The organism is Roseateles hydrophilus (assembly GCF_026712245.1).
In the GTDB taxonomy this organism is placed as follows: Bacteria; Pseudomonadota; Gammaproteobacteria; order Burkholderiales; family Burkholderiaceae_C; genus Pelomonas; species Pelomonas hydrophilus.
Genome location: NZ_JAPPUY010000007.1, coordinates 15,275 through 39,477 on the forward strand (window position 1 = coordinate 15,275; position 24,203 = coordinate 39,477).

The following is a 24,203-nucleotide window of genomic DNA, read 5'->3' on the forward strand; positions in this document are numbered from 1 at the left end:
GCGGAACCTCCACGCGACACTGGCCGACAGGGCAGCGCTTCACTACGACTGTGGCCGTCCTGGATCGGCGGCACCCGGTCCGATAGCCCTGGCGGTGGACAGGGGCCCGACGTGCGAAAGGTTCGCTGTTACGCATGTGCCGGACGGGCTGCTCGCGACGGGGGTGGTTGATGTCGACTGGCATGAGGAACTCCAACGTGTGCAGGCTTTGCCAACCTGCAGGGTGCGAAGCGGCAGCTCAGGGGCTGCCGTCGTCGCCGGGGCATCTGCGAGCGCTCAGGTGGGCTGCACCCTCGCGCATCAGAAAATTTGGGTAGCGCTCCGCCGCCCCGGTGGCTTCACAAGCAGAGCCGGGGATGGCAAGTCGCAGGATCAGGCCGACGGCCTGGCGCCAAAGAGCGCTTGGGCTCAGGCGGCTTGGCGCTGCGTCACAGGCGGCGGTTGCGCGCGGCTCGCGTCGTCGTTGGCAGACTCATGGCCAGATGCAGAGGCCACGTTCCCGCTGGCGAACCGACTGGCCAGCAGGCGGTCCATGGCTGAGCCGTCACGGCGCGTCAGGTTGGGCACGTAGCGGCTGTAGACCTGGAACAGCATCTGCGTGTTGGCGTGGCCCAATTGGCGCGCGATCCACTCTGGCGCTTCACCCGAGGCCAGCCATAGGGTGGCTGCCGTGTGGCGCATCTGGTAGGGCCGGCGGCGCTCCAGGCCCAGGTGACGCAGCAAGGGGTAATAGACGCGGTCGCTGAAGTTCTTGTTGTCGATGGGTTGCCCGGCGCGGTTGCAGAAGACGTAGTCGCGCTTACCGGTGGCTTCCTGTTGACGCTTCAAGGCCTCAAAGACGGGCTGCGACATCTGGATGTCGCGCTGCGAGCTGTCCGTCTTGGTGTACTCGTCCTCGCCCAGCACGAAGGTCTCGCGGATGCCTTCAGCTTCGCCAACCGCATGCAGCAGCACCGGCAGTGCAAGGAGTTCAATGTCACTTTCGTCAGGCTTAGCTCGTGATCTGTTTTTTGGTCTGGGATCTGGTCGAGCTTGGTCGTATCCGTATGTCACGCCAATTGCAACCAGAACCGCGAGGCCACTGAAGCTGCCCCCGCCCCAGCTCGCGAGGGAATCCAACTTTGAGCCCCGAGGCTGCCTCCTCGGGTCGTCACAAGCACCAATGGTCGCGAGGAGCAGATTGCTCCGCTGTGACGACACAGAGCTCGTCACAAACCTCGACACAGGAAGCCAGAAACGACAAAGCCCGCACTTGGCGGGCTTTGCTAAGTCTTTATCAGGACTCATTATTTCTTGGTTGCGGGGGCCGGATTTGAACCGACGACCTTTGGGTTATGAGCCCAACGAGCTACCAGACTGCTCCACCCCGCGACTGAAGCTAGCAGTATAGCGCTGTTTTCGACGTGCGCGCAAGTTTCTTCAAAAAACTTCGTCAGGCCGCAGCCTGCGGCGCCTGGGTGGCCGTACGCTGCGGCGCTCCTGTTGCCGCTCAGACCCCATGACATCCCTCGCAAACGCCCTGCGCCTGCTGTTGACTGCCCTCGCCGTTGCGCTGGTGATGCCGACGGCACAGGCCGGCGAGCCGATGCGTGTGGCGACGTTCAACGTGCGGCTGAATGTCGCCAGCGACGGCCTGAATGCATGGCCGCATCGACGGGATTGGGTGCTGGCCATGGCACGCCATCACGACTGGGACATCATCGGCACGCAAGAGGCGCTGCCAGATCAGGTCGCTGACATGGAGCGGCTGGACGGTTTCACCCGCGTGGGCGTAGGCCGGGACGATGGCGCGGCGCGGGGCGAACACACAGCCATCTTTGTGCGCACGGCACGCTTTGAGGTGCTGCGCTCCGGCACGTTCTGGCTTAGCGAGACGCCCGAGCGCCCATCCAAGGGCTGGGACGGGCGCTGCTGCCACCGCATCGCCACATGGGTGGAGTTGCGTGATCGCCCGGCAGGCGACCGCTTCTTCGTGTTCAACACGCACTTCGACCATGAAGGCGTGGTGGCACGGCGCGAGTCCGCGCGGCTGCTGCTGGCGCGCTGGAAAGCCGTGGCTGGCGACCTGCCGACGCTGGTGCTGGGGGACTTCAACAGCGGCCCAGGCAGCGAGCCGGTGCGGCTGCTGACGGCCGAGTTGCAGGACGCGCGCAGCACCAGCCGAACGCCGCCCTACGGCCCGGCCGGCACGTTCCAGGGGTTTCGCATCGATGCGCCGCTGACTGAGCAAGACCGCATCGACCACATCTTCCACACCGCCGGCATCGAGGTGCTGAGCTGGGCGGCCCTGACGGACTCGATGCACGGACGCTTTCCGTCCGACCATCTGCCCGTCGAGGTGCAGGTGCGCCTGCCCGCCCGGCGCCCCTGACGGCCGCCAGTCCGCGGGTGGCAGCGGCCGGCGCAAGACCCGGCACCGCCATGGCGCGGGCAGCTTGGGCACACTGCGTGCCATGCCTGATCTGGTCACGCGCCGGCCGCAGGGGCTGTATTGCGAGCCCGGCGGCTTCTACATCGACCCCTGGCGCCCGGTGGAACGCGCCGTCATCACACACGCCCATGCCGACCATTGCCGACCCGGCCATGGCCACTACCTTGCGCAGCGGGACGGCCTGGGCCTGATGCGCGCCCGGCTGGGCGACGACGCGCCGCTGGAGGGGCTGGCCTACGGGGAGACGCGCCGCATCGGCGACGTCACGGTCAGCCTGCACCCGGCCGGCCACGTGCTGGGGTCTGCACAGATTCGCATCGAGCACCACGGTGAAGTGTGGGTGGTCGCCGGCGACTATTTCGTCAGCGGCGCGGGCGACTGCAACACGACCTGCGCGCCATTCGAGCCGGTGCGCTGCGACGTGTTCGTCACCGAGAGCACCTTCGGGCTGCCGATCTACCGCTGGGCGCCGCAGACGGCGGTGCTGGCCGACATGCGCGCCTGGTGGACGGACTGCGCCGCGCAGGGCCGGCACGCGCTGCTGATGGGCTACAGCCTGGGCAAGGCGCAGCGGCTGGTCGCCGGGCTCGCGACGGCTGACGCCCCCGGGCCGGTGCTGGTGCACAGCGCCGTGGCCCGGCTGAACGCGGCCTACCGCGACGCGGGCATCGCGCTGCCCGACGTCGAGACGGTCACGCCGGAGACGAAGTTCAAGGCGCTGCGCGGCGCGCTGGTCATCGCGCCGCCGGCCGTGCAGGGCAGCCGCTGGGCCAAGGCGCTGGGCCCGCATGGCGATGCTTTCGCCAGCGGCTGGATGCGGCTGCGCGGTGCGCGCCGGCGACGCGGCGTGGACCGCGGCTTCGTGTTCAGCGACCACGCCGACTGGCCCGGACTGCTGTCGGCCATCCGCGCAACCGGCGCGCAGCGCGTCATCGTCACGCATGGCGACGAGGGTGCGCTGGTGCGCTACCTGAGCGAGCTGGGCCTGCAGGCCGAGGCCTTCGCCACCGAGTACGGCGACGATACGCCCGGCACGGAGGCCGCCGAATGAAGGATTTCGTCGCCCTCTACCTCGCGCTGGATGCCAGCACGTCCACGCTGGCCAAGGTGGCGGCGCTGAAGCGCTACCTGGCCGACGCCGCGCCGCGCGACGCGGCCTGGGCGGTCTACCTGCTGGCCGGCGGCACGCCGCGGCGCGCGGTGCCCACGGGCGAGCTGCGCGCGCTGGCCTGCGAGGCGGCCGCGCTGCCGGCCTGGCTGTTCGAGGCCGGCTACGCGGCCACCGGCGACCTGGCCGAAGCCATCGCCTACGTGCTGCCCGACCCGGAGGAACGCCTGGACGCCTCGCTCGCGGACTGGATGACGCAGCGCATCCTGCCGCTGCGCCAGGCGGACGCTGCGGCGCGCCGCGAGGCCGTGCTGGCCGCGTGGCGCGGGCTGTCGGCGGACGAGCGCTTCATGTACGTGAAGCTGGTGGGCGGGGGCTTTCGCGTCGGGGTCAGCAAGCTGCTGGTGCAGCGGGCGCTGGCTGAGTGGTCAGGCGCGGACGCGGCCGGCATCGCGCAGCGCATGATGGGCTACACGCAGATCGACACGCCGCCGACGGCCGAGCGCTTCCAGACGCTGCTGGCCGACGACCCCGGCGGCACGCGCGGCGGCCAGCCCTACCCGTTCTTCCTGGCGCACCCGCTCGCGGCCGAACCCGCCACGCTCGGCGACCGCGGCGACTGGCTCGCCGAGTGGAAGTACGACGGCATCCGCGCGCAGGTGGTGAAGCGCGACGGCCAGGTGTGGATCTGGTCGCGCGGCGAGGAGCTGGTGACGGAGCGCTTCCCCGAGGTGACGCTGGAGGCCAGCACCTGGCCCGACGGCACGGTCGTCGACGGCGAGCTGCTGGCCTGGCGCCATGGCGAGGACGCGCCGGCGCCGTTTGCGCTGCTGCAAAAACGCATCGGCCGCACCCGGCTGTCCAAGGCCATCCTGGCCGAAGCGCCCGTGCGGCTGCTGGCCTACGACCTGCTGGAGAGCGACGGCGTGGACCGCCGCGCCGAACCGATGCACGCCCGGCGCGCGCGGCTGGAGCGCCTGGGCATCGCGACGTCGCCGCTGATCGACGCCGCCGACTGGCCCGGCCTCGCCGCGGCCCGCGCAGGCTCGCGCGAACGCCGCGTCGAGGGGCTGATGCTGAAGCACCGCGAGTCGGCCTACGGCATCGGCCGCACGGCGGGCGCGTGGTGGAAATGGAAGGTCGCGCCGCTCAGCGTGGACGCCGTGCTGGTCTACGCGCTGGCCGGCCACGGCCGCCGCGCCAACCTCTACACCGACTACAGCTTCGCCGTGTGGAACCGGGCGCCGCGCGATGCCGCGGAAGCCGAGGCCGCGCTGGATGCACCGGGCGGCGAGCTGGCGCTGGTGCCATTCGCCAAGGCCTACTCCGGCCTGACCGACGAGGAGATCAAGCGCGTGGACCGCGAGATCCGCCGCACGACGGTGGAGAAGTTCGGCCCGGTGCGGCGCGTGCGGCCCACGCTGGTGTTCGAGTTGGGCTTCGAGGGGCTGCAGGCGAGCACGCGGCACAAGAGCGGCATCGCCGTGCGCTTCCCGCGCATGCTGCGCATCCGCGACGACAAGCCGCTGCACGAGACCGACACGCTGGACACGCTGCGCGCGCTGATGGAGGTGGGGCCGCATGGCCAGCACATCGCCGACGACTGACTGGCTGGCCGCGCGCGGCTGGCAGGCCTTCCCGTTCCAGAAGAACGTCTGGAAGGCCATGCGCGCCGGCCACTCCGGCCTGCTGCATGCCACCACCGGCAGCGGCAAGACGCTGGCCGTGTGGCTGGGCGCGCTGCAGGCGCTGGCCGACGCCGAGGCGCCGCTGACGGTGCTGTGGATCACGCCGATGCGCGCGCTGAGCCAGGACACGCTGCTGGCGCTGCAGGACGCCGCGGCCACGCTGGCGCCGCACTGGACGCTGGCCGCCCGCACCGGCGACACCTCCAGCGGCGAACGCGCGTCGCAGCAGCGCCGCTGGCCCACGGCACTCGTCACCACGCCGGAGTCGCTGAGCCTGATGCTCGCGCGCGCCGACGCGCCGGAGGTGCTGAAGCGCGTGCGGCTGGTCGTCGTCGACGAATGGCACGAGCTGCTGGGCAGCAAGCGCGGCGTGCAGCTGCAGCTGGCGCTGGCGCGGCTGCGGCGCTGGAACCCGGCGCTGATGACCTGGGGCCTGTCGGCCACGCTGGCCAACCTGGAGGAGGCCGCGGACACGCTGGCGCCCGGCGCGGTCATCGTGCGCGGGGCACAGGACAAGAAGATCCTCATCGACACGCTGCTGCCGCCGCGCATCGAGCGCTTTGCCTGGGGCGGGCACATGGGGCTGACGATGCTGCCGGCGGTCGTCGAACGCATCGACGCGGCGGCCAGCACGCTGGTGTTCACGAACACGCGCTCGCAATGCGAGCGCTGGTTCCAGGCGCTGCTGGAGGCGCGGCCAGACTGGGCCGGCCTCGTCGCGCTGCACCACGGCTCGGTGGACGCCGAGGCGCGCCGCTGGGTGGAGGCGGCGATGAAGGCGGGTCAGCTCAAGTGCGTGGTTTGCACGGCCAGCCTGGACCTGGGCGTGGACTTCCTGCCGGTGGAGCAGGTGCTGCAGATCGGCTCGGCCAAGGGCGTGGCGCGGCTGCTGCAGCGCGCCGGCCGCAGCGGTCACGCGCCGGGCCGGCGTTCGCGCGTGACGCTGGTGCCCACGCACAGCCTGGAGATCATTGAGGCCTCGGCGCTGCGCGCGGCCGTGCAGGCCGGCCGCATCGAGCCGCGCCGCCCGCCCGAGGCGCCGCTGGACGTGCTGGTGCAGCACCTCGTCACCATCGCGCTGGGCGGCGGATTCCGGCCCGACGAGCTGCTGCCCGAGGTGCGCGGCGCGCCGTCGTACCGGGCCCTTGGCGACGACGCCTGGCAGTGGGCGCTGGACTTCGTGCGGCATGGCGGCGACTCGCTGCGCGCCTACCCTGACTTCCAGCGCGTGGTGCCCGACGACACCGGCGTCTGGTGCGTGCCCGACGCGCGCCTGGCGCGGCGCCACCGCAGCAACATCGGCACCATCGTGTCGGACGCGGCCATGAGCGTGCAGTTCCTGACCGGCGGCCGCATCGCGACGGTGGAGGAGAGCTTCATCGCCCGGTTGCGGGTCGGCGACGTGTTCCTGCTGGGCGGCCGCTCACTGGCGCTGGTGCGCGTGGAGGGGCTGACGGCCTATGTGCGTGTTGCGAAGGCCGACAAGGCGCTGCTGCCACGCTGGGACGGCGGGCAGTTCGCGATCTCCGACACGCTGGCCGACGCGATGCTCACGCGGCTGGACGAGGCGGCGCAGGGCCTGCATGCCGACCGGGAGATGCGCTTCGTCGCGCCGCTGCTCGACCTGCAGGCGAGCTGGTCTGCGCTGCCGGGCTCGCGACACCTGCTGGCCGAGACCCTGCGGACCGCGGACGGCCACCATCTGTTTCTCTATCCTTTCGCCGGCCGCACGGTGCACCTCGGGCTGGCCTCGCTGCTGGCCTGGCGCGTCGGTCGGGACACACCGGCCACGTTCACGATGGCGGTCAATGACTACGGGCTGGAGTTGCTGAGCGCCACCGAGATCGACTGGGCAGCGCGGCTGCACAACCTGCTCGCACCGGTGAACGCGGCCACGCTGCAGGGCGAGGTGCTGGCCAGCCTGAATGCCAGCGAACTGGCGCGGCGGCGCTTCCGCGAGATCGCACGCATCGCGGGCCTGATCTTCCAGAGCCACCCGGGCGAGGCGCGCAGCCAGCGGCAGCTGCAGGCGTCGGCCTCGCTGTACTACGACGTGTTCCGCCAGCATGACCCGCACAACCGCCTGCTGCGCCAGGCCGAGGCCGAGCTGCTCGGCGCCGAACTGGACGTGACGGCTTTGGCGCGGCTGCTCGCACGGCTGGCGAGCCAAGCATTGGTGCTGCGCCAGCCCCCGCGGCCGACGCCGCTGGCCTTCCCGCTGCTGGTCGAGCGGCTGCGCGAGCGCGCGTCGACCGAGTCACTGGCCCAGCGGCTCGCACGCATGCTCGCCGAGCTGGAGGGCGCCGCCGAAGGGCCTGCTGTGTCAGCCACGGACGTCGGCGAGCGCCTGGCCTTCGGTCGCGGCGCTGACGCCGCCGCGTCGCCGCACCCACGTCGGAGACAGCGATGAGTCTGCCGCTCGATGTTGCCGGCGAAACGCTGTGGCTGCTGCCAGAAGGCGCCGTGTGGTGGCCGGCGCGGCACACACTGTTCGTTGCGGACCTGCACCTGGGCAAAGGGGCGGCCTTCCGCGCGCAGGGCCAGCCGGTGCCGGCGGGCAGCAGCCGCGCGACGCTGGCCCGCCTGCGCCAGTTGGTCGATGCCCACGGGGCGCAGCAGCTCGTCGTGCTGGGCGACTTCTGGCACGGCCGGGAGGGGCTGGTGGCGCCGCTGCTGCGGGCCGTGGCCGACTTCTGCACCCGCGTGCCGACGACACTGGTGCTGGGCAACCATGACCGGCCGATCCATCCGCATGAGCTGCCGCTGCGCATCGCCGAACAGCCATTGGTGATCGGCCCCTTGGTCGCTGCGCATGAACCGCCAGCCACCGACGCAACAGCACCGGCCGCATTCACACTGGCCGGCCACTGGCATCCGGCGGTGAGTCTGCGCAGCCGGGCCGGCGACCGCCTGCGCCGCGCTTGCTTCGTGCACTACCCGCAGCTGCTGGTCCTGCCGGCCTTTGGCGGCCTGACCGGCGCGATGAGCCTGGACTTGCGAACGCTGGCGCGCACGCAGGGGCGGGCCGCCGTACTGGCGGAAGGCAGCATCGCCTGGCTGGCGACGCCGCGCTGACATCAGGAAAGCCAGACGCAAAAAAGCCCGCGCGAGGCGGGCTTGTCAGATCAGCGTGTGCTGAGCTTATTCGGCGGCAACGCCTTCGGTCTCGCCTTCGGCGCGATCCACCAGTTCAACGTAAGCCATGGGCGCGTTGTCGCCGACGCGGAAACCCATCTTCAGGATGCGGGTGTAGCCGCCCGGACGAGCCGCGAAGCGCGGGCCCAGCACGTTGAACAGCTTGGTGACGATGTCACGGTCGCGCAGACGGTCGAAAGCCAGGCGGCGGTTGGCCAGCGTGGGTTCCTTGGCCAGCGTGATCAGCGGCTCGACGACGCGACGCAGTTCCTTGGCCTTGGGAACCGTGGTCTTGATGGCTTCGTGCTCGAGCAGCGAAACGCACATGTTGCGCAGCATGGCAGCGCGGTGGGCGCTGGTGCGGTTGAGCTTACGGAGGCCGTTACGGTGACGCATGGTGCTTTTCCTTTCACTTCATTAATGCCGCCAGCCGGATCAGGTACTGGCGGGTGCACCGGGTGGCGTTGGTCAGCGCGCCACCCACTTAAAAATTAACGCTTGTCCAGACCTTGCGGCGGCCAGTTTTCCAGGCGGGCGCCCAGAGTCAGACCGCGCGAAGCCAGCACTTCCTTGATTTCGTTGAGCGACTTGCGACCCAGGTTCGGGGTCTTCAGCAGCTCGGTCTCGGTGCGCTGGATCAGGTCGCCGATGTAGTAGATGTTCTCGGCCTTCAAGCAGTTGGCCGAACGCACGGTCAGCTCGAGCTCGTCGACGGGGCGCAGCAGGATCGGGTCGAAGCTGCTGGCGCGCTGGGCCGGCTGGTCGAAGGCGTCGACCAGGTCGGTGCCTTGCAGCTGAGCGAACACGGCGAGCTGCTCCACCAGGATCTTGGCCGATGCACGGATCGCTTCCTCAGGCGAGATGGCGCCGTTGGTTTCGATTTCCATGACCAGCTTGTCCAGGTCGGTACGCTGCTCGACGCGGGCGTTCTCGACGGCGTAGCTCACGCGCTTGACGGGCGAGAACGACGCATCGAGAACGATGCGGCCGATGCTCTTGGTCGGCTCGTCGCCGAAGCGGCGCATCGTGCCGGGCACGTAGCCACGGCCCTTCTCGACCTTGATCTGCATGTCGAGCTTGCCGCCTTGCGACAGGTGGGCGATGACGTGCTCAGGGTTGATGATCTCAACGTCGTGCGGGGTCTGGATGTCAGCCGCCGTGACAGGGCCTTCACCTTCCTTGCGCAGGACCAGCGTCACTTCCTCGCGGTTGTGCAAGCGGAAGACCACGCCCTTGAGGTTCAGCATGATGTGAACCACGTCCTCTTGCACGCCGTCGATGGCCGAGTACTCGTGCAGCACGCCGGCGATCGTCACTTCCGTCGGCGCATAACCCACCATCGACGAGAGCAGCACACGGCGCAGGGCGTTGCCCAGGGTGTGACCGTAGCCGCGTTCGAACGGCTCCAGCGTGACCTTGGCGCGATGACCGCCCAGGGGCTCCACGTTGATGGACTTGGGTTTGAGCAAGTTGGTTTGCATGAGGTCTTTCTTTCAATACCCTCGGTTCGTTACACCGATAAGGCTGAGGACCAGCCGGGCAGAGCCTTCGAAGGGCAGGAAGCCCGGACGAGGAAACGCCGACCGCGCCCTTGCAGGCGTGGTCGGCGGGGGGAACGATTAACGCGAGTACAACTCGACGATCAGCGATTCGTTGATCTCGGCGCCGAACTCGTCGCGGTCCGGGGCCTTCTTGAACACGCCTTCCAGCTTGGTGCCGTCGACGGAAACCCACGCGGGCAGACCGATGGAATCGGCCAGCTTGAAGGCTTCGGTCACGCGCAGCTGCTTCTTGGCCTTCTCGCGCACGGCGACGGTGTCACCGGCCTTGACCAGGTAGGAAGCGATGTTCACAACTTCGCCGTTGACCGTCACGCCCTTGTGCGAAACCAGCTGGCGGGCTTCTGCGCGGGTGGAGCCGAAGCCCATGCGGTAGACGACGTTGTCCAGACGCGATTCCAGCAGTTGCAGCAGGTTCACGCCGGTCGAGCCCTTGCGGCGCTCGGCTTCAGCGAAGTAGCGGCGGAACTGACGCTCCAGCACACCGTACATGCGCTTGACCTTCTGCTTCTCACGCAGCTGCAGGCCGAAGTCAGACGTGCGCTGACCAGAGGTGCGGCCATGCTGGCCAGGCTTGCTGTCGAACTTGGCCTTGTCGCTGATGGCGCGGCGGGCGCTCTTCAGGTAGAGGTCAGTGCCTTCGCGGCGGGAAAGTTTGGCCTTGGGGCCGAGATAACGTGCCACTTTGAGTGTCCTTGTTCAATCTGACGTCAGTTGCCTGACGCGAGTCCAGCCGGTGTTGTTGTGGGCTTGGACGGTGGGCTTACGAGCAGACCTCCATAGAGATCGACTCAAAACTGAAGCCGGCGCGGCACCTGAGTGCCCGCCGGCTCCGGGAAAACGCGCGATTATCGCACCGTCATCCGAATCTGCAAGTTGCGCAGATCAGATGCGGCGACGCTTCTGCGGACGGCAGCCGTTGTGCGGCACCGGGGTCACGTCAGAGATCGAGTTGATGCGGATGCCGAGCGCAGCCAGAGCGCGCACCGACGATTCGCGACCCGGGCCCGGGCCCTTGATCTTGACGTCCAGGTTCTTGATGCCCTGCTCTTGTGCAGCACGGCCAGCCACCTCGGCCGCCACCTGAGCAGCGAAGGGCGTCGACTTGCGCGAACCCTTGAAGCCCTGGCCGCCCGACGAAGCCCACGACAGGGCGCCGCCTTGACGGTCGGTGATGGTGATGATGGTGTTGTTGAACGAGGCGTGGACGTGCGCGATGCCGTCAGCAACGTTCTTACGAACCTTCTTGCGAACGCGCTGAGCCGCCGAATTGTTGGGAGCCTTTGCCATATTGACCTTCTTTCAGTTCGGGCAGCTTACTTCTTGCCGGTCGCAGCCGACTTGCGCGGACCCTTGCGGGTGCGGGCATTCGTGCGGGTGCGCTGGCCACGCATCGGCAGGCCACGGCGATGACGGAAACCACGGTAGCAGCCCAGGTCCATCAGACGCTTGATGTTGATGGACTGCTCACGGCGCAGGTCACCTTCGATGGTCAGCTTGTTGACCTCGTCACGGATCTTCTCGAGATCGCCGTCGGTCAGGTCTTTGACCTTCTTGTCAAACGGAATGCCGCAGGTCGTGCAGATCTTCTGAGCGGTCGTACGGCCGATGCCGTAGATCGAGGTCAGGCCGATCTCAGTGTGCTTTTGCGGCGGAATGTTGATACCAGCAATACGTGCCATGGTGGTCCTCTAATTCTGTCGTGCGGCCAATCAGCCTTGACGCTGCTTGTGACGCGGGTCGGTGCAGATCACGCGCACCACACCCTTGCGGCGGATGATCTTGCAATTGCGGCACATCTGCTTCACGGATGCCGAAACTTTCATGGTCTGCTCCTTGGCCTAACTCTTCTTGCGCTCTTGACGCGTTCCCGGGGGTTCAAACAGCTCACTTCGCCCGGAACACGATGCGAGCACGACTCAAATCGTAGGGCGTCAGCTCCACAGTCACTTTGTCGCCAGGCAGGATCCGGATGTAGTGCATCCGCATCTTGCCGGAGATGTGCCCGAGGACGACATGCCCGTTTTCTAACTTCACACGAAACGTAGCGTTGGGGAGGTTCTCAAGAATCTCACCGTGCATCTGAATGACGTCATCTTTCGCCATACCTACGCTTCGTGTGGGTTAAATCAAATTTTTCCTACGTTCAGCTGGCCCAGCTGTCAGCTGGGCTTGAAGCTGGCCTTCTTCAGCAGTGACTCGTACTGCTGACTCATGATGTAGCTCTGAACCTGGGCCCAGAAGTCCATCGTGACAACCACAATGATCAGCAGTGAGGTGCCACCAAAGTAAAACGGAACGTTGTACTTCAGCGTCAGGAACTCAGGCAGCAAACACACTGCGGTGATGTAGATCGCACCAGCCAACGTCAGCCGCGACAGGATCTTGTCGATGTGCTTGGCCGTCTGGTCACCCGGACGGATACCCGGAATGAATGCGCCGCTCTTCTTCAGGTTGTCTGCAGTCTCACGGCTGTTGAACACCAGCGCCGTGTAGAAGAAGCAGAAGAACACGATCGCGGCCGCGTACAACATCACATAGATCGGCTGACCTGGGCTCACCGCACCAGCCAAATCCTTCAGCCAGCGCAGACCGTCACCCGTCGCAAACCAGCTCACCACCGTCGCCGGCAGCAGGATGATGGACGACGCGAAGATCGGCGGGATCACGCCCGACATGTTCAGCTTCAGCGGCAGGTGCGACGACTGACCGCCGTACACCTTGTTGCCCACTTGGCGCTTGGCGTAGTTCACCAGGATCTTGCGCTGGCCGCGCTCGACGAACACGACAACGAACGTCACGGCGACCACAAGAGCCACGATGAACAACGCCGAACCGTAACCCATCGCGCCGGTGCGAACCAGCTCAAAGAGGCCACCGATCGCGCTGGGCAAGCCTGCAGCGATACCGGCAAAGATCAGGATGGAGATACCGTTGCCGAGGCCGCGTTCCGTGATCTGCTCACCCAGCCACATCAAGAACATCGTCCCGGCCACCAAGCTAGACACTGCCGTCAGCCGGAAGCCAAAGCCAGGATCCAGCACCAGACCGGCCGTACCTTCCAGCGCCAACGCGATGGACAAGCTCTGGAACAGAGCGAGGCCCAACGTACCGTAGCGGGTGTACTGCGTGATCTTGCGACGTCCGGCTTCGCCTTCCTTCTTCAACTGCTCCAGCGTCGGCACGACGTAGGTCATCAACTGGATGACGATGGACGCAGAGATGTAAGGCGTGATGCCCAACGCGAACACGGTGAAGCGCGACAACGCGCCGCCCGAGAACATGTTGAACAGGCTCAGGATGCCACCGGCCTGACCTTTGAAGAACTGCTGCAGCTGAACCGGGTCGATACCAGGCACCGGGATATGCGCCCCGATGCGGTAGACAACCAGGGCCAGCGCCAGGAACACAAGCCGGCGACGCAGGTCGCCGAACTTGCCGCTCTTGGCCAGCTGATTCGCGTTGGTAGCCACGCTGGATCAGTTCCTGTGCTGAATTAGGCGACCGAGCCGCCCGCCGCCTCGATGGCCGCCTTGGCGCCCTTCGTGGCGTTCACGCCCTTCAGCGTGACCTTGCGCTCGATAGAGCCAGCCAGGATGACCTTGACCGACTTCGTCAGCTGCGGCACCAGGCCGACCGCCTTCAGCGTCGACACGTCGATCTCTTCGCCAGCCAGACCTTGCAGGTCAGACAACGTGATTTCGGCGTTGTACTTCAGCGTCAGCGACTTGAAGCCACGCTTGGGCAAGCGACGCTGCAGCGGCATCTGACCGCCTTCGAAGCCGACCTTGTGGTAGCCACCAGCGCGGGACTTCTGGCCCTTGTGACCGCGACCTGCGGTCTTGCCCAGGCCGGAGCCGATGCCACGGCCGACACGGCGCTTGGCATGCTTGGCGCCCTCAGCGGGCTTGATCGTGTTGAGTTCCATCGTCTTGTCCTCAGTGTGCGGGGCGCTTACAGCACCTGCACCAGATAGGCGATCTTGTTGATCATGCCGCGCACGGCGGGCGTGTCTTCCAGCGTGCTTTGGCTGTTCAGCTTGCGCAGACCCAGGCCGGTCACGGTGGCACGGTGCGAGGCGCGGCAGCCGATGGGGCTGCGCACCAGCTTGACCGTCACGGTTTTCTTGTCAGACATCTTGTGCTCCGCTGTGGCGATCAGTTGAAGATTTCTTCAACCGTCTTGCCGCGCTTGGCAGCGACTTCCGACGCCGTGGTGGAACGCTTCAGAGCGTCCAGCGTGGCGCGGACCATGTTGTACGGGTTCGTCGAACCGTGGCTCTTGGACACGATGTCGGTCACACCCATCACTTCGAAAACGGCGCGCATCGGGCCGCCGGCGATGACGCCGGTACCCACAGGAGCGGGAGCCAGCATGACGCGCGACGCGCCGTGCTCACCGATCACGTTGTGATGAACGGTGCCGTTCTTCAGCTGAACCTTGATCATGTTGCGGCGGGCCGATTCCATGGCCTTTTGCACAGCAACCGGCACTTCCTTGGCCTTGCCCTTGCCCATGCCGATGCGGCCATCGCCGTCACCGACCACAGTCAGAGCCGCGAAAGACAGCGTACGGCCGCCCTTCACAACCTTGGTCACGCGGTTAACCGCGATCATCTTTTCCTTCAGGCCGTCGTCGTTGCCTTCAGCCTGAGCGCCACGGGGTTGAAACTTTGCCATTTCGTATTCCTAGATGCGTCAGAACTGCAGGCCGGCTTCGCGGGCTGCTTCGGCCAGCGCCTTGACGCGGCCGTGGTAGGCGAAGCCCGAGCGATCGAAAGCGACCTTCTCGACGCCGGCAGCCTTGGCCTTCTCGGCGATCAGCTTGCCGACCAGCGTGGCAGCAGCAACGTTGCCGCCGTTGCTCACCTGCTCGCGAACCGTCTTCTCGGCGGTCGACGCAGCGGCTAGCACCTTGCCACCGTCTTCCGACAGGACTTGGGCGTAAATGTGCAGATTGGAGCGGAACACCGTCAGACGGGCCACGCGCTGCAGAGCGATGCGAGCACGGGTCTGGCGCGAACGACGCAGGCGTTGTTCTTTCTTGGTCATCATGGCGCGGCTCCTTACTTCTTCTTGGTCTCTTTGAGGGAGACCTTCTCGTCCGAATAACGGATGCCCTTGCCCTTGTAGGGCTCGGGCGGACGGAAGGCGCGCACCTCAGCGGCGATCTGGCCAACGACCTGGCGGTCAGCACCCTTGATGACGATTTCCGTCTGGGTGGGGCACTCGACCTTGATGCCGGCCGGCATGTCCTTCACCACCGGGTGAGAGAAACCGATCTGCAGGTTCAGCTTCTGGCCCTGGGCTTGAGCGCGGAAACCCACGCCAACCAGGTTCAGCTTCTTCTCGAAGCCCTTGCTGACGCCGTTGACCATGTTGGCCACCAGGGCACGCATCGTGCCGCTCATCGCGTCGGCTTCCGTCGACTCGTTGGCGGGCACGAAGCTCAGCTTGCCAGCTTCGTTCTTGATGTTCACCAGGCTGTTCACCGGACGCACCAGCGTGCCGAGCGAGCCCTTGACGCTGATGGACTCAGCGCCGATGGTCACGTCCACACCTTGCGGGACGTTGACCGGCATTTTTCCTACGCGGGACATTGTTTCCTACTCCTTCGCTTAGGCGACGTAGCAGAGCACCTCGCCACCGATACCGGCAGCGCGGGCCTTGCGGTCCGTCATGACGCCTTGCGGGGTCGTCACAATCGCCACACCCAGACCATTCATGACCTGAGGAATGTCGTGGCGGCCCTTGTAGATGCGCAGACCGGGGCGGCTGACTCGCTCGATGCGCTCGATGACCGGACGGCCAGCGTAGTACTTCAGCGAGATTTCCAGCTCCGGACGGGCGGCTTCGCCACGCACGGCGAAGTCGTCGATGTAGCCTTCGTCCTTCAGGACCTTGGCAATCGCCACCTTCAGCTTGGACGACGGCATCACAACGCTCGTCTTCTCGACGATCTGCGCGTTACGAATGCGGGTCAGCATATCGGCGATGGGATCACTCATGCTCATTTGCGATATCTCCTATCAGCCGATGATTACCAGCTGGCCTTGACGACACCAGGGATGTCGCCCTTGAAGGCCAGTTCACGGATCTTGTTACGGGCCAGGCCGAACTTGCGGAAGGTGCCACGCGGACGACCCGTCAGCTCGCAGCGGTTGCGCAGGCGAGTGGGGTAAGCATTGCGGGGCAGCTTTTGCAGCTCGAGGCGGGCGGCGTAGCGCTCTTCCTCGGACTTCTTGCTGTCGTCGATGATGGCCTTCAGATCCGCGTACTTCTTGGCGAACTTGGCGACCAGCGCTTCGCGCTTCAGCTCACGTTGTTTGATCGAGAGTTTTGCCACGGGTCACCTCAGTTCTTGAACGGAAACTTGAACGCAGCCAGCAGTGCCTTGGCTTCGTCGTCCGTCTTGGCAGTCGTCGTGATGCTGATGTTCAGACCACGCAGAGCATCCACCTTGTCGTACTCGATCTCAGGGAAGATGATTTGCTCTTTGACGCCGATGTTGTAGTTGCCGCGACCGTCGAACGAACGGCCGGAGATACCACGGAAGTCGCGAACGCGCGGCAGCGCGATCGTCACAAAGCGGTCCAGGAATTCGTACATCTGGACGCCACGCAGCGTCACCATCGCGCCGATGGGCACGTTGTCACGAATCTTGAAGCCGGCAATGGCCTTCTTCGACTTGGTCACCACGGGCTTCTGGCCCGCGATCTTGGTCAGGTCACCCACAGCGTGGTCCATGACCTTCTTGTCGGCCACCGCCTCGCTCACGCCCATGTTGAGCGTGATCTTGGTGATGCGCGGCACTTCCATGACCGACTTGTAGCCAAACTTTTCAGTCAGGCTGGGCACGATTTTTTCGCGGTAATGCGTTTGCAGACGAGCCATGTCGGACCTCTTATGCCTTGATCTCTTCGCCGGTCGACTTGAAGACGCGCACCCGCTTGCCGTCGACGAGCTTGACGCCCACGCGATCGGCCTTGCCGGAGGCGGCGTTGAAGATCGCCACGTTGGATTGATGGATGGGCATGGTCTTGTCGACGACGCCGCCGGTGGTGCCCTTCATAGGGTTGGGCTTGACGTGCTTCTTGACGACATTGACGCCTTCGACGACCACATGGTCTTCGTCAGCGCGCGCGGTCACGGTGCCGCGCTTGCCCTTGTCGCGGCCGGTCAACACGATGACCTGGTCGCCGGTACGGATCTTGTTCATGGCTTACCTCAGACAGTGGGGGCTCAAAGCACCTCGGGCGCCAGCGACACGATCTTCATGAAGCGCTCGGTACGCAGTTCACGCGTCACGGGGCCGAAGATGCGGGTGCCGATGGGCTCCAGCTTGGCATTGAGCAGCACGGCGGCATTGCCGTCGAACTTGACGAGCGAGCCGTCCTGACGGCGCACGCCCTTGGCGGTACGCACCACCACGGCGCTGTAGACCTCGCCCTTCTTCACGCGACCACGCGGGGCAGCTTCCTTGATGCTGACCTTGATGATGTCGCCGATGTGTGCATAGCGGCGCTTGGAGCCGCCCAGCACCTTGATGCACTGAACGGACTTGGCGCCAGTGTTGTCCGCGACATCAAGCCGCGATTGCATTTGGATCATGTCTGTCCCCAACTTGTCCCGAAACGCGCAGCACGCGAGTCGGTCAGTCTTGGGCCCGTAAGTCAGTCAGCTTGGCGACTTGCACCCTGCTGCCCGACGGTTGTGGGCGGATTCCGAGGCCGCAGCACATGGAGTCATGTGCCTAGCTTTCGGCGAAGCTGCGCATTATGCATTGGCGAGCGATGCGCCGTCAACACCTCTTGCGCAGAAAGTTCATTCGGCCGCAGAGGCGGCCGAGCTGTCACGAAATCAGATCGTCTTGGCCTGCGCCAGCAGCGTCGCTGCGTCGCTGACTTCGAACTTGCCGGGCGCCTCGACGTTCAGGCTCTGAACCACACCGTCCTTCACCAGCATCGAGTAGCGCTGCGAACGCACACCAAAGCCCTTCGCGGTCAGGTCGAACACCAACCCAACGGCGTGCGTGAAAGCAGCGCTACCGTCGGCCATCATGCGAACCTTGCCTGCTGTCTTCTGGTCACGGCCCCAGGCGCCCATGACGAAGGCATCGTTGACCGAAACACACCAGACCTCGTCAACGCCGGCAGCCTTCAACTCGTCCGCCTTGGCCACGTAGCCAGGCACATGCTGCGCCGAGCAGGTCGGCGTGAACGCGCCGGGCAGGGCAAAGATGGCCACGGTCTTGCCGGCGGTCGCCTTTTCGATGTCGAAACTGTTGGGCCCCAGGCTGCAGCCCTCGCCTTCAACCTCGATGAATTCCTGCAGGCTGCCGGCCGGCAGCTTGTCGCCTACTTTGATCATGCGTTCCTCCGTGAACTGGAAATGAAAAAGCCGGCGCACCAGTTCCCTAGCGTGCCGGCTTTGGCGGTCAAGTGACCGACGGTCTTAAACGATCTGCGCCTTCTCGACCAGGCGGGTCACCGCCCAGGCCTTGGTCTTCGAGACCGGGCGGGTTTCGCTGATCTCGACGACGTCGCCGATCTTGTACTCGTTGGTTTCGTCGTGTGCGTGGTACTTGCGCGAGCGGGCCACGATCTTGCCGTAGAGCTCGTGCTTGGCACGGCGCTCGACGAGCACGGTCACGGTCTTGTCACGGGCATCGCTGACGACGCGACCGACCAGGGTGCGCACGTTCTTCACTTGGGCCTCAGTCATTTCGTGGCCTCCTTCTTCTTCTGCGCCAGGATGGTCTTGGCGCGAGCGATGTCGCGGCGGGTCTTGCCCAGCTGGCTGTGGTTGGTCAGCTGCTGGGTGGCCTTTTGCATGCGCAGGCCGAAGTGAGCCTTCAGCAGGTCGGTCACTTCCTTCTCGAGGGCAGCGACGTCCTTGGCGCGGAGTTCAGTTGCTTTCGTCATGGTGTCTTCCTCAGGTACCGACCTGGCGGGCCACGAACGTGCAACGCAGCGGCAGCTTGGCAGCCGCCAGCGTGAACGCCTCGCGAGCCAGCGTTTCCGGCACGCCGTTGATCTCGTAGAGCACCTTGCCGGGCTGGATTTCAGCCACGTAGTACTCCGGGTTGCCCTTACCGTTACCCATACGGACTTCGGCAGGCTTTTGCGAGATGGGCTTGTCCGGGAAGATGCGGATGAAGATCCGGCCGCCACGCTTGATGTGACGCGAGATCGCACGGCGAGCCGCCTCGATCTGACGGGCCGTCAGACGGCCGCGCTCCGTGGCCTTCAGGCCGAAGTCACCGAAAGACACCGCGGCGCCGCGGGTCGCAACACCGGTGTTGCGGCCTTTCTGCTCCTTGCGGTACTTGCGACGATTAGGTTGCAGCATGTTTATTCTCCTTTGGCCTCACCGGCAGCGGGAGCCTTGCGGATCACGCGCTTGCCGGCGGGCTGGGCTGCGCCACCAGGAGCGGCTGCAGCGGGCTGGTCTGCTCCGTCACGCGGGCCACGGTCGCCACCCGGACGGCCACGGCCGCTAGGAGCGCCCGGACGGGCGTTACGGCGCGGGCGACGATCGTCTTCGGCGCCAGCGGGGGTGTTGATGACGGGGGCCTCGCCATTGGCCAGGCGGTCACCGCGATAGACCCACACCTTGACGCCGATGACGCCATAGGTGGTCTTGGCTTCCGAGAAGCCGTAGTCGATGTCGGCCTTCAGGGTGTGCAGAGGCACACGACCTTCGCGATACCACTCGGTACGAGCGATTTCGATGCCGTTCAGACGACCCGCGCTCATGATCTTGATGCCTTGGGCACCCAGACGCATCGCGTTCTGCATGGCGCGCTTCATGGCGCGGCGGAACATGATGCGCTTCTCGAGCTGCTGGGTGATCGAGTCAGCGATCAACTGGGCATCGACTTCAGGCTTGCGCACTTCTTCGATGTTGACGGCGACGGGCACGCCCAGACGCTTGGTCAGCTCAGCCTTCAGCGCTTCGATGTCTTCGCCCTTCTTGCCGATCACGACACCCGGACGAGCCGAGAAGATCGTGATGCGGGCGTTCTTGGCGGGACGCTCGATCAGGATGCGCGAAACAGCGGCGTTCTTGAGCTTGGCCTTCAGGTAATCACGAACCTGCAGATCCTCGGCCAGCATGCTGGCGAAGTTCTGGTTGTTCGCGTACCAACGCGAAGCCCAGTTACGGGTGACAGGAAGGCGGAAGCCAACCGGATGGATTTTCTGTCCCATAGTCTTCCTAACGCCTTAGTTGCCGACGGCCACGAAGATGTGGCACGTGGGCTTGCTGATGCGGTTGCCGCGGCCTTTGGCGCGCGCCGAGAAGCGCTTCAGCGTGGCACCCTGTTCGACGTAGATCGAGGTGACCTTCAGTTCATCGATGTCAGCGCCGTCGTTGTGCTCGGCGTTGGCAATGGCGCTTTCCAGCGCCTTCTTGATGATGACGGCCGCCTTCTTCTGGGTGAAGGTCAGGATGTTGAGGGCGTGATCCACCTTCTTGCCGCGGATCATGTCGGCCACGAGGCGGCCCTTGTCACACGACAGGCGGACGCCACGGACGATTGCTTTGGTTTCCATCGTCTCTAGTCCTTACTTCTTCCCGGCCTTCTTGTCGGCCGGGTGGCCCTTGAAGGTGCGGGTCAGTGCGAATTCACCCAGCTTGTGGCCGACCATCTGGTCAGACACATAGACCGGCACGTGCTGCTTGCCGTTGTGCACAGCGATCGTCAGACCGATGAACTCGGGCAGGATCGTCGAGCGACGCGACCAGGTCTTGATGGGCTTCTTGTCCTTGTTGGCAACCGCCTTGTCGACCTTGGCCTGCAGGTGGTGGTCAACGAACGGGCCCTTCTTCAGCGAACGAGTCATGGCCTAGCCCTTACTTCTTGCGACGCGAAACGATGAACGTCTGCGTGCGCTTGTTGTTGCGAGTGCGATAGCCCTTGGTCATCGTGTTCCACGGGGACACGGGGACCTGGCCCTCGCCGGTGCGGCCTTCGCCGCCACCGTGCGGGTGGTCCACCGGGTTCATGGCGACGCCGCGGACGGTCGGGCGGATGCCCTTCCAGCGGATGGCACCGGCCTTGCCGTACTGGCGCAGGCTGTGCTCTTCGTTGCTCACTTCACCGATGGTGGCGCGGCAGTCGATGTGCACGCGGCGAACTTCGCCGGAACGCAGGCGGATCTGGGCGTAGACGCCTTCACGAGCCATCAGGACGGCGGAAGCGCCGGCCGAACGGATCATCTGGGCACCCTTGCCAGGCTGCAACTCGATGCAGTGGATGGTCGAACCCACCGGGATGTTGCGGATGGGCAGCGTGTTGCCAGCCTTGATCGGCGCTTCCGAGCCGCTCAGGATGGTCGAACCCACTTCCAGGCCGCGCGGAGCAATCACGTAGCGGCGCTCGCCGTCGGCGTAGCACACCAGTGCGATGTGGGCCGTACGGTTCGGGTCGTACTCGATGGTCTCGACCTTCGCGGGGATGCCGTCCTTGTTGCGCTTGAAGTCAACGACGCGGTAGTGGTGCTTGTGACCACCGCCCTTGTGGCGCATCGTGATGTGACCGTTGTTGTTACGGCCAGACTTCTGCTTCTGGGGCTCCAGCAGCGACGCTTCAGGAGCGCCCTTGTGGAGGTGCTTGTGCACCACCTTGACGACGCCACGGCGGCCGGGCGAAGTCGGCTTGACTTTGACGATGGCCATTTACGCGGCCTCCCCGGAGAAATTGAGCTCTTGACCAGCCTTGAGGGCCACATAGGCCTTCTTGACGTGGTCACGGCGGCCCGGACGGCCACCGAAGCGCTTGGTCTTGCCCTTGACGTTGACCACGCTGACCGACTCGACCTCGACCTTGAACATCAGTTCAACAGCGGCCTTGATCTCGGGCTTGGTGGCGTCGCGCAGGACCTTGAACAGCACCTGGTTGTGCTTCTCTGCGACCTGCGTGGCCTTCTCGGACACGATGGGCGCGAGCAGCACGGAGGCCAGACGGCCTTCGGAATACTTGGTGACGCTCATGCCAGCATCTCCTTGAGTTGCTCGACCGCAGCCTTGGTCACCAGCACCTTCTTGTAGAAGACCAGCGACAGGGGGTCGGCGTAGCGCGGCTCGACGACCAGCACGTTGGCCAGGTTGCGCGAGGCCAGCAGCAGGTTGTCGTCCACGGTGTCGGCGATGACCATGACCGAGTCCAGGCCCATGGCCTTGAACTTGGCGGCCAGCAGCTTGGTCTTGGGGGCTTCGACCGAGATCGAATCCACCACGGCCAGGCGGCCTTCACGGGCCAGCTGCGACAGGATCGCAGCCATGCCTGCGCGGTACATCTTCTTGTTCAGCTTGTGCGAGAAGTTCTCGTCAGGCATGTTCGGGAAGATGCGACCGCCCCCGCGCCACAGCGGCGACGAGGTCATACCGGCGCGAGCGCGGCCGGTGCCCTTCTGGCGGAAAGGCTTCTTGGTCGAGTGGTGGACCTGTTCACGGTCCTTCTGGGCGCGGGTGCCTTGACGGGCGTTGGCCTGGAAGGCCACGACCACCTGGTGCACCAGGGCTTCGTTGTAGTCGCGAGCGAAGATGGTGTCGGGCGCGTCAACCTTGGACGTGGCCTGACCCTGCTCGTTCAGGAGCTCGAGCTGCATCAGTTGGCTCCCTTCTTGATCTTGACCTTGACGGCGGGACGAACGACGACGTGGCCGTTCTTGGCGCCCGGCACGGCACCGCGGACCAGCAGCAGTTGACGAGCCTCGTCAACGCGCACGATGTCCAGGTTCTGGGTGGTGACAGTCTCGTCGCCCATGTGGCCGGTCATCTTCTTACCCGGGAACACGCGACCCGGATCCTGCGCCATGGAGATCGAACCCGGCACGTTGTGCGAACGGCTGTTACCGTGCGACGCGCGCTGCGAGCCGAAGTTGTGGCGCTTGATGGTGCCCGCGAAGCCCTTACCGATGGACGTACCTTGCACGTCAACCAGCTGACCCGTGGCGAACAGCGTCACGGGGACGGTCGCGCCAGCCTTGTACTGGGCCGCGACGTCGGCGTCGACGCGGAATTCCTTGAGGATTTCACCGGCTTCGACACCCGCCTTGGCGAGGTGGCCGGCTTCAGGCTTGGTGACGCGCGAAGCTTTGCGCGTACCGAACGCCACCTGGATGGCGCTGTAGCCGTCGGTCTCTTGGGTCTTGACCTGGGTCACGCGGTTGTTGGACACGTCCAGCACCGTCACGGGGATGGCGTCGCCATCGTCCGTGAAGATGCGCATCATGCCCACCTTGCGGCCCAGCAAACCGAGACGGTTGCTCAGACTCATGTTTTTCTCCAGCCCCGTTGGCTCTCGCCTTCGAAGCTATTGCGAACACCCGACATCGATTGGCCGGGCTGACCTGTGCAGCACCTTGCTCGGAGAACCTTGCAAAACGCTGCGCGAACATCCGAGCAGGCAAGAGCCAACCCGGAAAAGCTGGCGAGTATAGCGTGCGGGATAGCCCTGACGCAAGCGCCTCACGTCTTTTGCGGAAAAGACAAAGCCCCGGCCTGTCGAAACAGGGCCGGGGCCTTCAGAACGAAGCCCGAAGGCCGTTCGGATTACTGCAGCTTGATTTCGACGTCGACGCCGGCGGGCAGGTCGAGCTTCATGAGCGCGTCAACCGTCTTGTCGGTCGGGTCGACGATGTCCATCAGACGCTGGTGCGTACGGATCTCGAACTGGTCGCGGCTGGTCTTGTTGACGTGCGGCGAACGCAGGATGTCGAAACGCTCCAGGCGCGTCGGCAGGGGCACGGGACCCTTGACGATGGCGCCCGTGCGCTTGGCGGTCTCGACGATCTCGAGGGCCGACTGGTCGATCAGCTTGTAATCAAACGCCTTCAGACGGATGCGGATCTTTTGCTTTTGCATGACTGTTCCTTAAAGAGCGAGGTCAGCACCGGGCAGAGTCCACCCGGCGCCAGGTCACGCAGTGATTACTCGAGGATCGTGGCAACGACGCCCGAACCGACGGTGCGGCCACCTTCACGGATGGCGAAGCGCAGACCGGTTTCCATCGCGATCGGAGCGATCAGCTTCACGGTGATGCCGACGTTGTCGCCGGGCATGACCATTTCCTTGTCCTTCGGCAGCTCCACGGCACCGGTCACGTCCGTCGTGCGGAAGTAGAACTGGGGACGGTAGTTGTTGAAGAACGGAGTGTGACGGCCGCCCTCTTCCTTGCTCAGAACGTAGATCTCAGCGGTGAAGTGGGTGTGCGGCTTGATCGTGCCGGGCTTGGCCAGCACTTGGCCGCGCTCGACGTCTTCGCGCTTGGTGCCG

General features: G+C 65.4%; 36 protein-coding genes, 1 tRNA gene and 1 pseudogene. 5 read left to right on the forward strand and 33 right to left on the reverse strand.

All coding sequences use genetic code 11. The features are described from left to right. Positions 1–408: 408 nt before the first annotated feature. Together NYO99_RS20845 and NYO99_RS20850 are read right to left on the reverse strand one after the other, a co-directional pair. Positions 409–921: pseudogene (locus NYO99_RS20845) on the reverse strand (tyrosine-type recombinase/integrase); the annotation flags it as partial. Between the two features lie 373 nt (positions 922–1,294). Beyond that, a tRNA-Met gene (locus tag NYO99_RS20850) sits at positions 1,295–1,371 on the reverse strand. Between the two features lie 127 nt (positions 1,372–1,498). Here NYO99_RS20850 and NYO99_RS20855 point away from each other — a divergent pair. The 5 genes from NYO99_RS20855 (at position 1,499) to pdeM (ending at position 8,302) form a co-directional block, all read left to right on the forward strand. Further along, positions 1,499–2,371, forward strand: coding sequence for an endonuclease/exonuclease/phosphatase family protein (locus NYO99_RS20855; protein WP_268169230.1), 873 nt, complete (start codon positions 1,499–1,501; stop codon positions 2,369–2,371). An 82-nt stretch (positions 2,372–2,453) separates the two neighbouring features. After that, positions 2,454–3,482, forward strand: coding sequence for a ligase-associated DNA damage response exonuclease (locus NYO99_RS20860; protein ID WP_268169231.1), 1,029 nt, complete (start codon positions 2,454–2,456; stop codon positions 3,480–3,482). Continuing rightward, entirely contained in the window at positions 3,479–5,146 is a 1,668-nt protein-coding gene (locus NYO99_RS20865; RefSeq protein ID WP_268169232.1) for an ATP-dependent DNA ligase, read from the forward strand. The genes NYO99_RS20860 and NYO99_RS20865 overlap by 4 nt, the downstream gene beginning before the upstream one ends. Next, entirely contained in the window at positions 5,121–7,637 is a 2,517-nt protein-coding gene (locus NYO99_RS20870) for a ligase-associated DNA damage response DEXH box helicase (RefSeq protein ID WP_268169233.1), read from the forward strand. The genes NYO99_RS20865 and NYO99_RS20870 overlap by 26 nt, the downstream gene beginning before the upstream one ends. Next, positions 7,634–8,302 carry a ligase-associated DNA damage response endonuclease PdeM gene (pdeM, locus tag NYO99_RS20875; RefSeq protein ID WP_268169234.1) on the forward strand — a complete coding sequence of 223 codons (669 nt, stop codon included), beginning with the start codon at positions 7,634–7,636 and terminating at the stop codon, positions 8,300–8,302. The genes NYO99_RS20870 and pdeM overlap by 4 nt, the downstream gene beginning before the upstream one ends. Positions 8,303–8,368: 66 nt before the next feature. Here pdeM and rplQ read toward each other — a convergent pair whose 3' ends face one another. From rplQ to NYO99_RS21030, 31 genes are all read right to left on the reverse strand, one after another. Continuing rightward, on the reverse strand, positions 8,369–8,758 hold the full coding sequence (gene rplQ, locus NYO99_RS20880) for a 50S ribosomal protein L17 (protein WP_268169235.1): 390 nt from the start codon (positions 8,756–8,758) through the stop codon (positions 8,369–8,371). 95 nt (positions 8,759–8,853) lie between these two features. Further along, on the reverse strand, positions 8,854–9,843 hold the full coding sequence (locus NYO99_RS20885) for a DNA-directed RNA polymerase subunit alpha (protein WP_268169236.1): 990 nt from the start codon (positions 9,841–9,843) through the stop codon (positions 8,854–8,856). Positions 9,844–9,981: 138 nt separating this feature from the next. After that, positions 9,982–10,605: a 30S ribosomal protein S4 gene (gene rpsD / locus NYO99_RS20890; protein ID WP_268169237.1), complete on the reverse strand. Its 624-nt coding sequence runs from the start codon at positions 10,603–10,605 to the stop codon at positions 9,982–9,984. Between the two features lie 201 nt (positions 10,606–10,806). Next, positions 10,807–11,211, reverse strand: coding sequence for a 30S ribosomal protein S11 (gene rpsK / locus NYO99_RS20895; RefSeq protein WP_056194196.1), 405 nt, complete (start codon positions 11,209–11,211; stop codon positions 10,807–10,809). A gap of 26 nt (positions 11,212–11,237) precedes the next feature. Beyond that, a complete protein-coding gene (gene rpsM, locus NYO99_RS20900; protein WP_268154334.1) occupies positions 11,238–11,603 on the reverse strand; it encodes a 30S ribosomal protein S13 in 366 nt (121 codons plus the stop codon). A gap of 30 nt (positions 11,604–11,633) precedes the next feature. Continuing rightward, positions 11,634–11,747, reverse strand: a complete 114-nt coding sequence (rpmJ, locus tag NYO99_RS20905) for a 50S ribosomal protein L36 (protein WP_056194202.1) — start codon at positions 11,745–11,747, stop codon at positions 11,634–11,636. A gap of 61 nt (positions 11,748–11,808) precedes the next feature. After that, positions 11,809–12,027: a translation initiation factor IF-1 gene (gene infA / locus NYO99_RS20910; protein ID WP_268169238.1), complete on the reverse strand. Its 219-nt coding sequence runs from the start codon at positions 12,025–12,027 to the stop codon at positions 11,809–11,811. 56 nt (positions 12,028–12,083) lie between these two features. Next, positions 12,084–13,394 (reverse strand): preprotein translocase subunit SecY, encoded by a 1,311-nt coding sequence (gene secY / locus NYO99_RS20915; protein WP_268169239.1) that lies wholly within the window; start codon positions 13,392–13,394, stop codon positions 12,084–12,086. Between the two features lie 23 nt (positions 13,395–13,417). Beyond that, positions 13,418–13,849, reverse strand: coding sequence for a 50S ribosomal protein L15 (gene rplO, locus NYO99_RS20920; RefSeq protein WP_268169240.1), 432 nt, complete (start codon positions 13,847–13,849; stop codon positions 13,418–13,420). A gap of 26 nt (positions 13,850–13,875) precedes the next feature. Beyond that, positions 13,876–14,058, reverse strand: coding sequence for a 50S ribosomal protein L30 (gene rpmD, locus NYO99_RS20925; protein ID WP_119046645.1), 183 nt, complete (start codon positions 14,056–14,058; stop codon positions 13,876–13,878). A 20-nt stretch (positions 14,059–14,078) separates the two neighbouring features. Continuing rightward, positions 14,079–14,600 (reverse strand): 30S ribosomal protein S5, encoded by a 522-nt coding sequence (gene rpsE / locus NYO99_RS20930; RefSeq protein ID WP_268169241.1) that lies wholly within the window; start codon positions 14,598–14,600, stop codon positions 14,079–14,081. Between the two features lie 18 nt (positions 14,601–14,618). Beyond that, the gene (gene rplR / locus NYO99_RS20935) at positions 14,619–14,975 is read right to left on the reverse strand and encodes a 50S ribosomal protein L18 (RefSeq protein ID WP_268169242.1); all 357 of its coding nucleotides are present in this window, start codon (positions 14,973–14,975) and stop codon (positions 14,619–14,621) included. An 11-nt stretch (positions 14,976–14,986) separates the two neighbouring features. Beyond that, entirely contained in the window at positions 14,987–15,520 is a 534-nt protein-coding gene (gene rplF, locus NYO99_RS20940) for a 50S ribosomal protein L6 (RefSeq protein ID WP_268169243.1), read from the reverse strand. Between the two features lie 18 nt (positions 15,521–15,538). Then, the gene (gene rpsH, locus NYO99_RS20945) at positions 15,539–15,934 is read right to left on the reverse strand and encodes a 30S ribosomal protein S8 (protein ID WP_268169244.1); all 396 of its coding nucleotides are present in this window, start codon (positions 15,932–15,934) and stop codon (positions 15,539–15,541) included. Between the two features lie 26 nt (positions 15,935–15,960). After that, the gene (gene rpsN / locus NYO99_RS20950; RefSeq protein ID WP_268169245.1) at positions 15,961–16,266 is read right to left on the reverse strand and encodes a 30S ribosomal protein S14; all 306 of its coding nucleotides are present in this window, start codon (positions 16,264–16,266) and stop codon (positions 15,961–15,963) included. A gap of 8 nt (positions 16,267–16,274) precedes the next feature. Continuing rightward, on the reverse strand, positions 16,275–16,814 hold the full coding sequence (gene rplE, locus NYO99_RS20955; protein ID WP_268169246.1) for a 50S ribosomal protein L5: 540 nt from the start codon (positions 16,812–16,814) through the stop codon (positions 16,275–16,277). A 10-nt stretch (positions 16,815–16,824) separates the two neighbouring features. Beyond that, the gene (gene rplX, locus NYO99_RS20960) at positions 16,825–17,139 is read right to left on the reverse strand and encodes a 50S ribosomal protein L24 (RefSeq protein ID WP_268169247.1); all 315 of its coding nucleotides are present in this window, start codon (positions 17,137–17,139) and stop codon (positions 16,825–16,827) included. Between the two features lie 23 nt (positions 17,140–17,162). Further along, positions 17,163–17,531 carry a 50S ribosomal protein L14 gene (gene rplN, locus NYO99_RS20965; protein ID WP_056194233.1) on the reverse strand — a complete coding sequence of 123 codons (369 nt, stop codon included), beginning with the start codon at positions 17,529–17,531 and terminating at the stop codon, positions 17,163–17,165. A 249-nt stretch (positions 17,532–17,780) separates the two neighbouring features. Continuing rightward, positions 17,781–18,290, reverse strand: coding sequence for a peroxiredoxin (locus NYO99_RS20970; protein ID WP_268169248.1), 510 nt, complete (start codon positions 18,288–18,290; stop codon positions 17,781–17,783). 84 nt (positions 18,291–18,374) lie between these two features. Further along, positions 18,375–18,644: a 30S ribosomal protein S17 gene (gene rpsQ / locus NYO99_RS20975; protein ID WP_268169249.1), complete on the reverse strand. Its 270-nt coding sequence runs from the start codon at positions 18,642–18,644 to the stop codon at positions 18,375–18,377. Beyond that, a complete protein-coding gene (gene rpmC / locus NYO99_RS20980; RefSeq protein ID WP_233374001.1) occupies positions 18,641–18,844 on the reverse strand; it encodes a 50S ribosomal protein L29 in 204 nt (67 codons plus the stop codon). Before rpmC ends, rpsQ begins: the two co-directional genes overlap by 4 nt. 10 nt (positions 18,845–18,854) lie before the next feature. Then, on the reverse strand, positions 18,855–19,271 hold the full coding sequence (gene rplP, locus NYO99_RS20985) for a 50S ribosomal protein L16 (protein WP_268169250.1): 417 nt from the start codon (positions 19,269–19,271) through the stop codon (positions 18,855–18,857). Positions 19,272–19,273: 2 nt separating this feature from the next. Beyond that, positions 19,274–20,131, reverse strand: a complete 858-nt coding sequence (gene rpsC / locus NYO99_RS20990; protein ID WP_268169251.1) for a 30S ribosomal protein S3 — start codon at positions 20,129–20,131, stop codon at positions 19,274–19,276. A 15-nt stretch (positions 20,132–20,146) separates the two neighbouring features. Beyond that, positions 20,147–20,476: a 50S ribosomal protein L22 gene (rplV, locus tag NYO99_RS20995; protein WP_268169252.1), complete on the reverse strand. Its 330-nt coding sequence runs from the start codon at positions 20,474–20,476 to the stop codon at positions 20,147–20,149. A 12-nt stretch (positions 20,477–20,488) separates the two neighbouring features. Next, positions 20,489–20,767 (reverse strand): 30S ribosomal protein S19, encoded by a 279-nt coding sequence (gene rpsS, locus NYO99_RS21000; RefSeq protein ID WP_088484478.1) that lies wholly within the window; start codon positions 20,765–20,767, stop codon positions 20,489–20,491. Positions 20,768–20,777: 10 nt separating this feature from the next. After that, positions 20,778–21,602, reverse strand: a complete 825-nt coding sequence (gene rplB, locus NYO99_RS21005; RefSeq protein WP_268169253.1) for a 50S ribosomal protein L2 — start codon at positions 21,600–21,602, stop codon at positions 20,778–20,780. Next, the gene (rplW, locus tag NYO99_RS21010; RefSeq protein ID WP_268169254.1) at positions 21,603–21,917 is read right to left on the reverse strand and encodes a 50S ribosomal protein L23; all 315 of its coding nucleotides are present in this window, start codon (positions 21,915–21,917) and stop codon (positions 21,603–21,605) included. Then, positions 21,914–22,534 carry a 50S ribosomal protein L4 gene (rplD, locus tag NYO99_RS21015; protein WP_268169255.1) on the reverse strand — a complete coding sequence of 207 codons (621 nt, stop codon included), beginning with the start codon at positions 22,532–22,534 and terminating at the stop codon, positions 21,914–21,916. Before rplD ends, rplW begins: the two co-directional genes overlap by 4 nt. After that, positions 22,534–23,205, reverse strand: coding sequence for a 50S ribosomal protein L3 (rplC, locus tag NYO99_RS21020; protein ID WP_268169256.1), 672 nt, complete (start codon positions 23,203–23,205; stop codon positions 22,534–22,536). Before rplC ends, rplD begins: the two co-directional genes overlap by 1 nt. 275 nt (positions 23,206–23,480) lie before the next feature. Continuing rightward, positions 23,481–23,792 carry a 30S ribosomal protein S10 gene (gene rpsJ / locus NYO99_RS21025; protein WP_132576760.1) on the reverse strand — a complete coding sequence of 104 codons (312 nt, stop codon included), beginning with the start codon at positions 23,790–23,792 and terminating at the stop codon, positions 23,481–23,483. 65 nt (positions 23,793–23,857) lie between these two features. Continuing rightward, on the reverse strand, positions 23,858–24,203 hold a 346-nt coding region (locus NYO99_RS21030), incomplete at its 5' end, for an EF-Tu C-terminal domain-related protein (protein WP_479685369.1).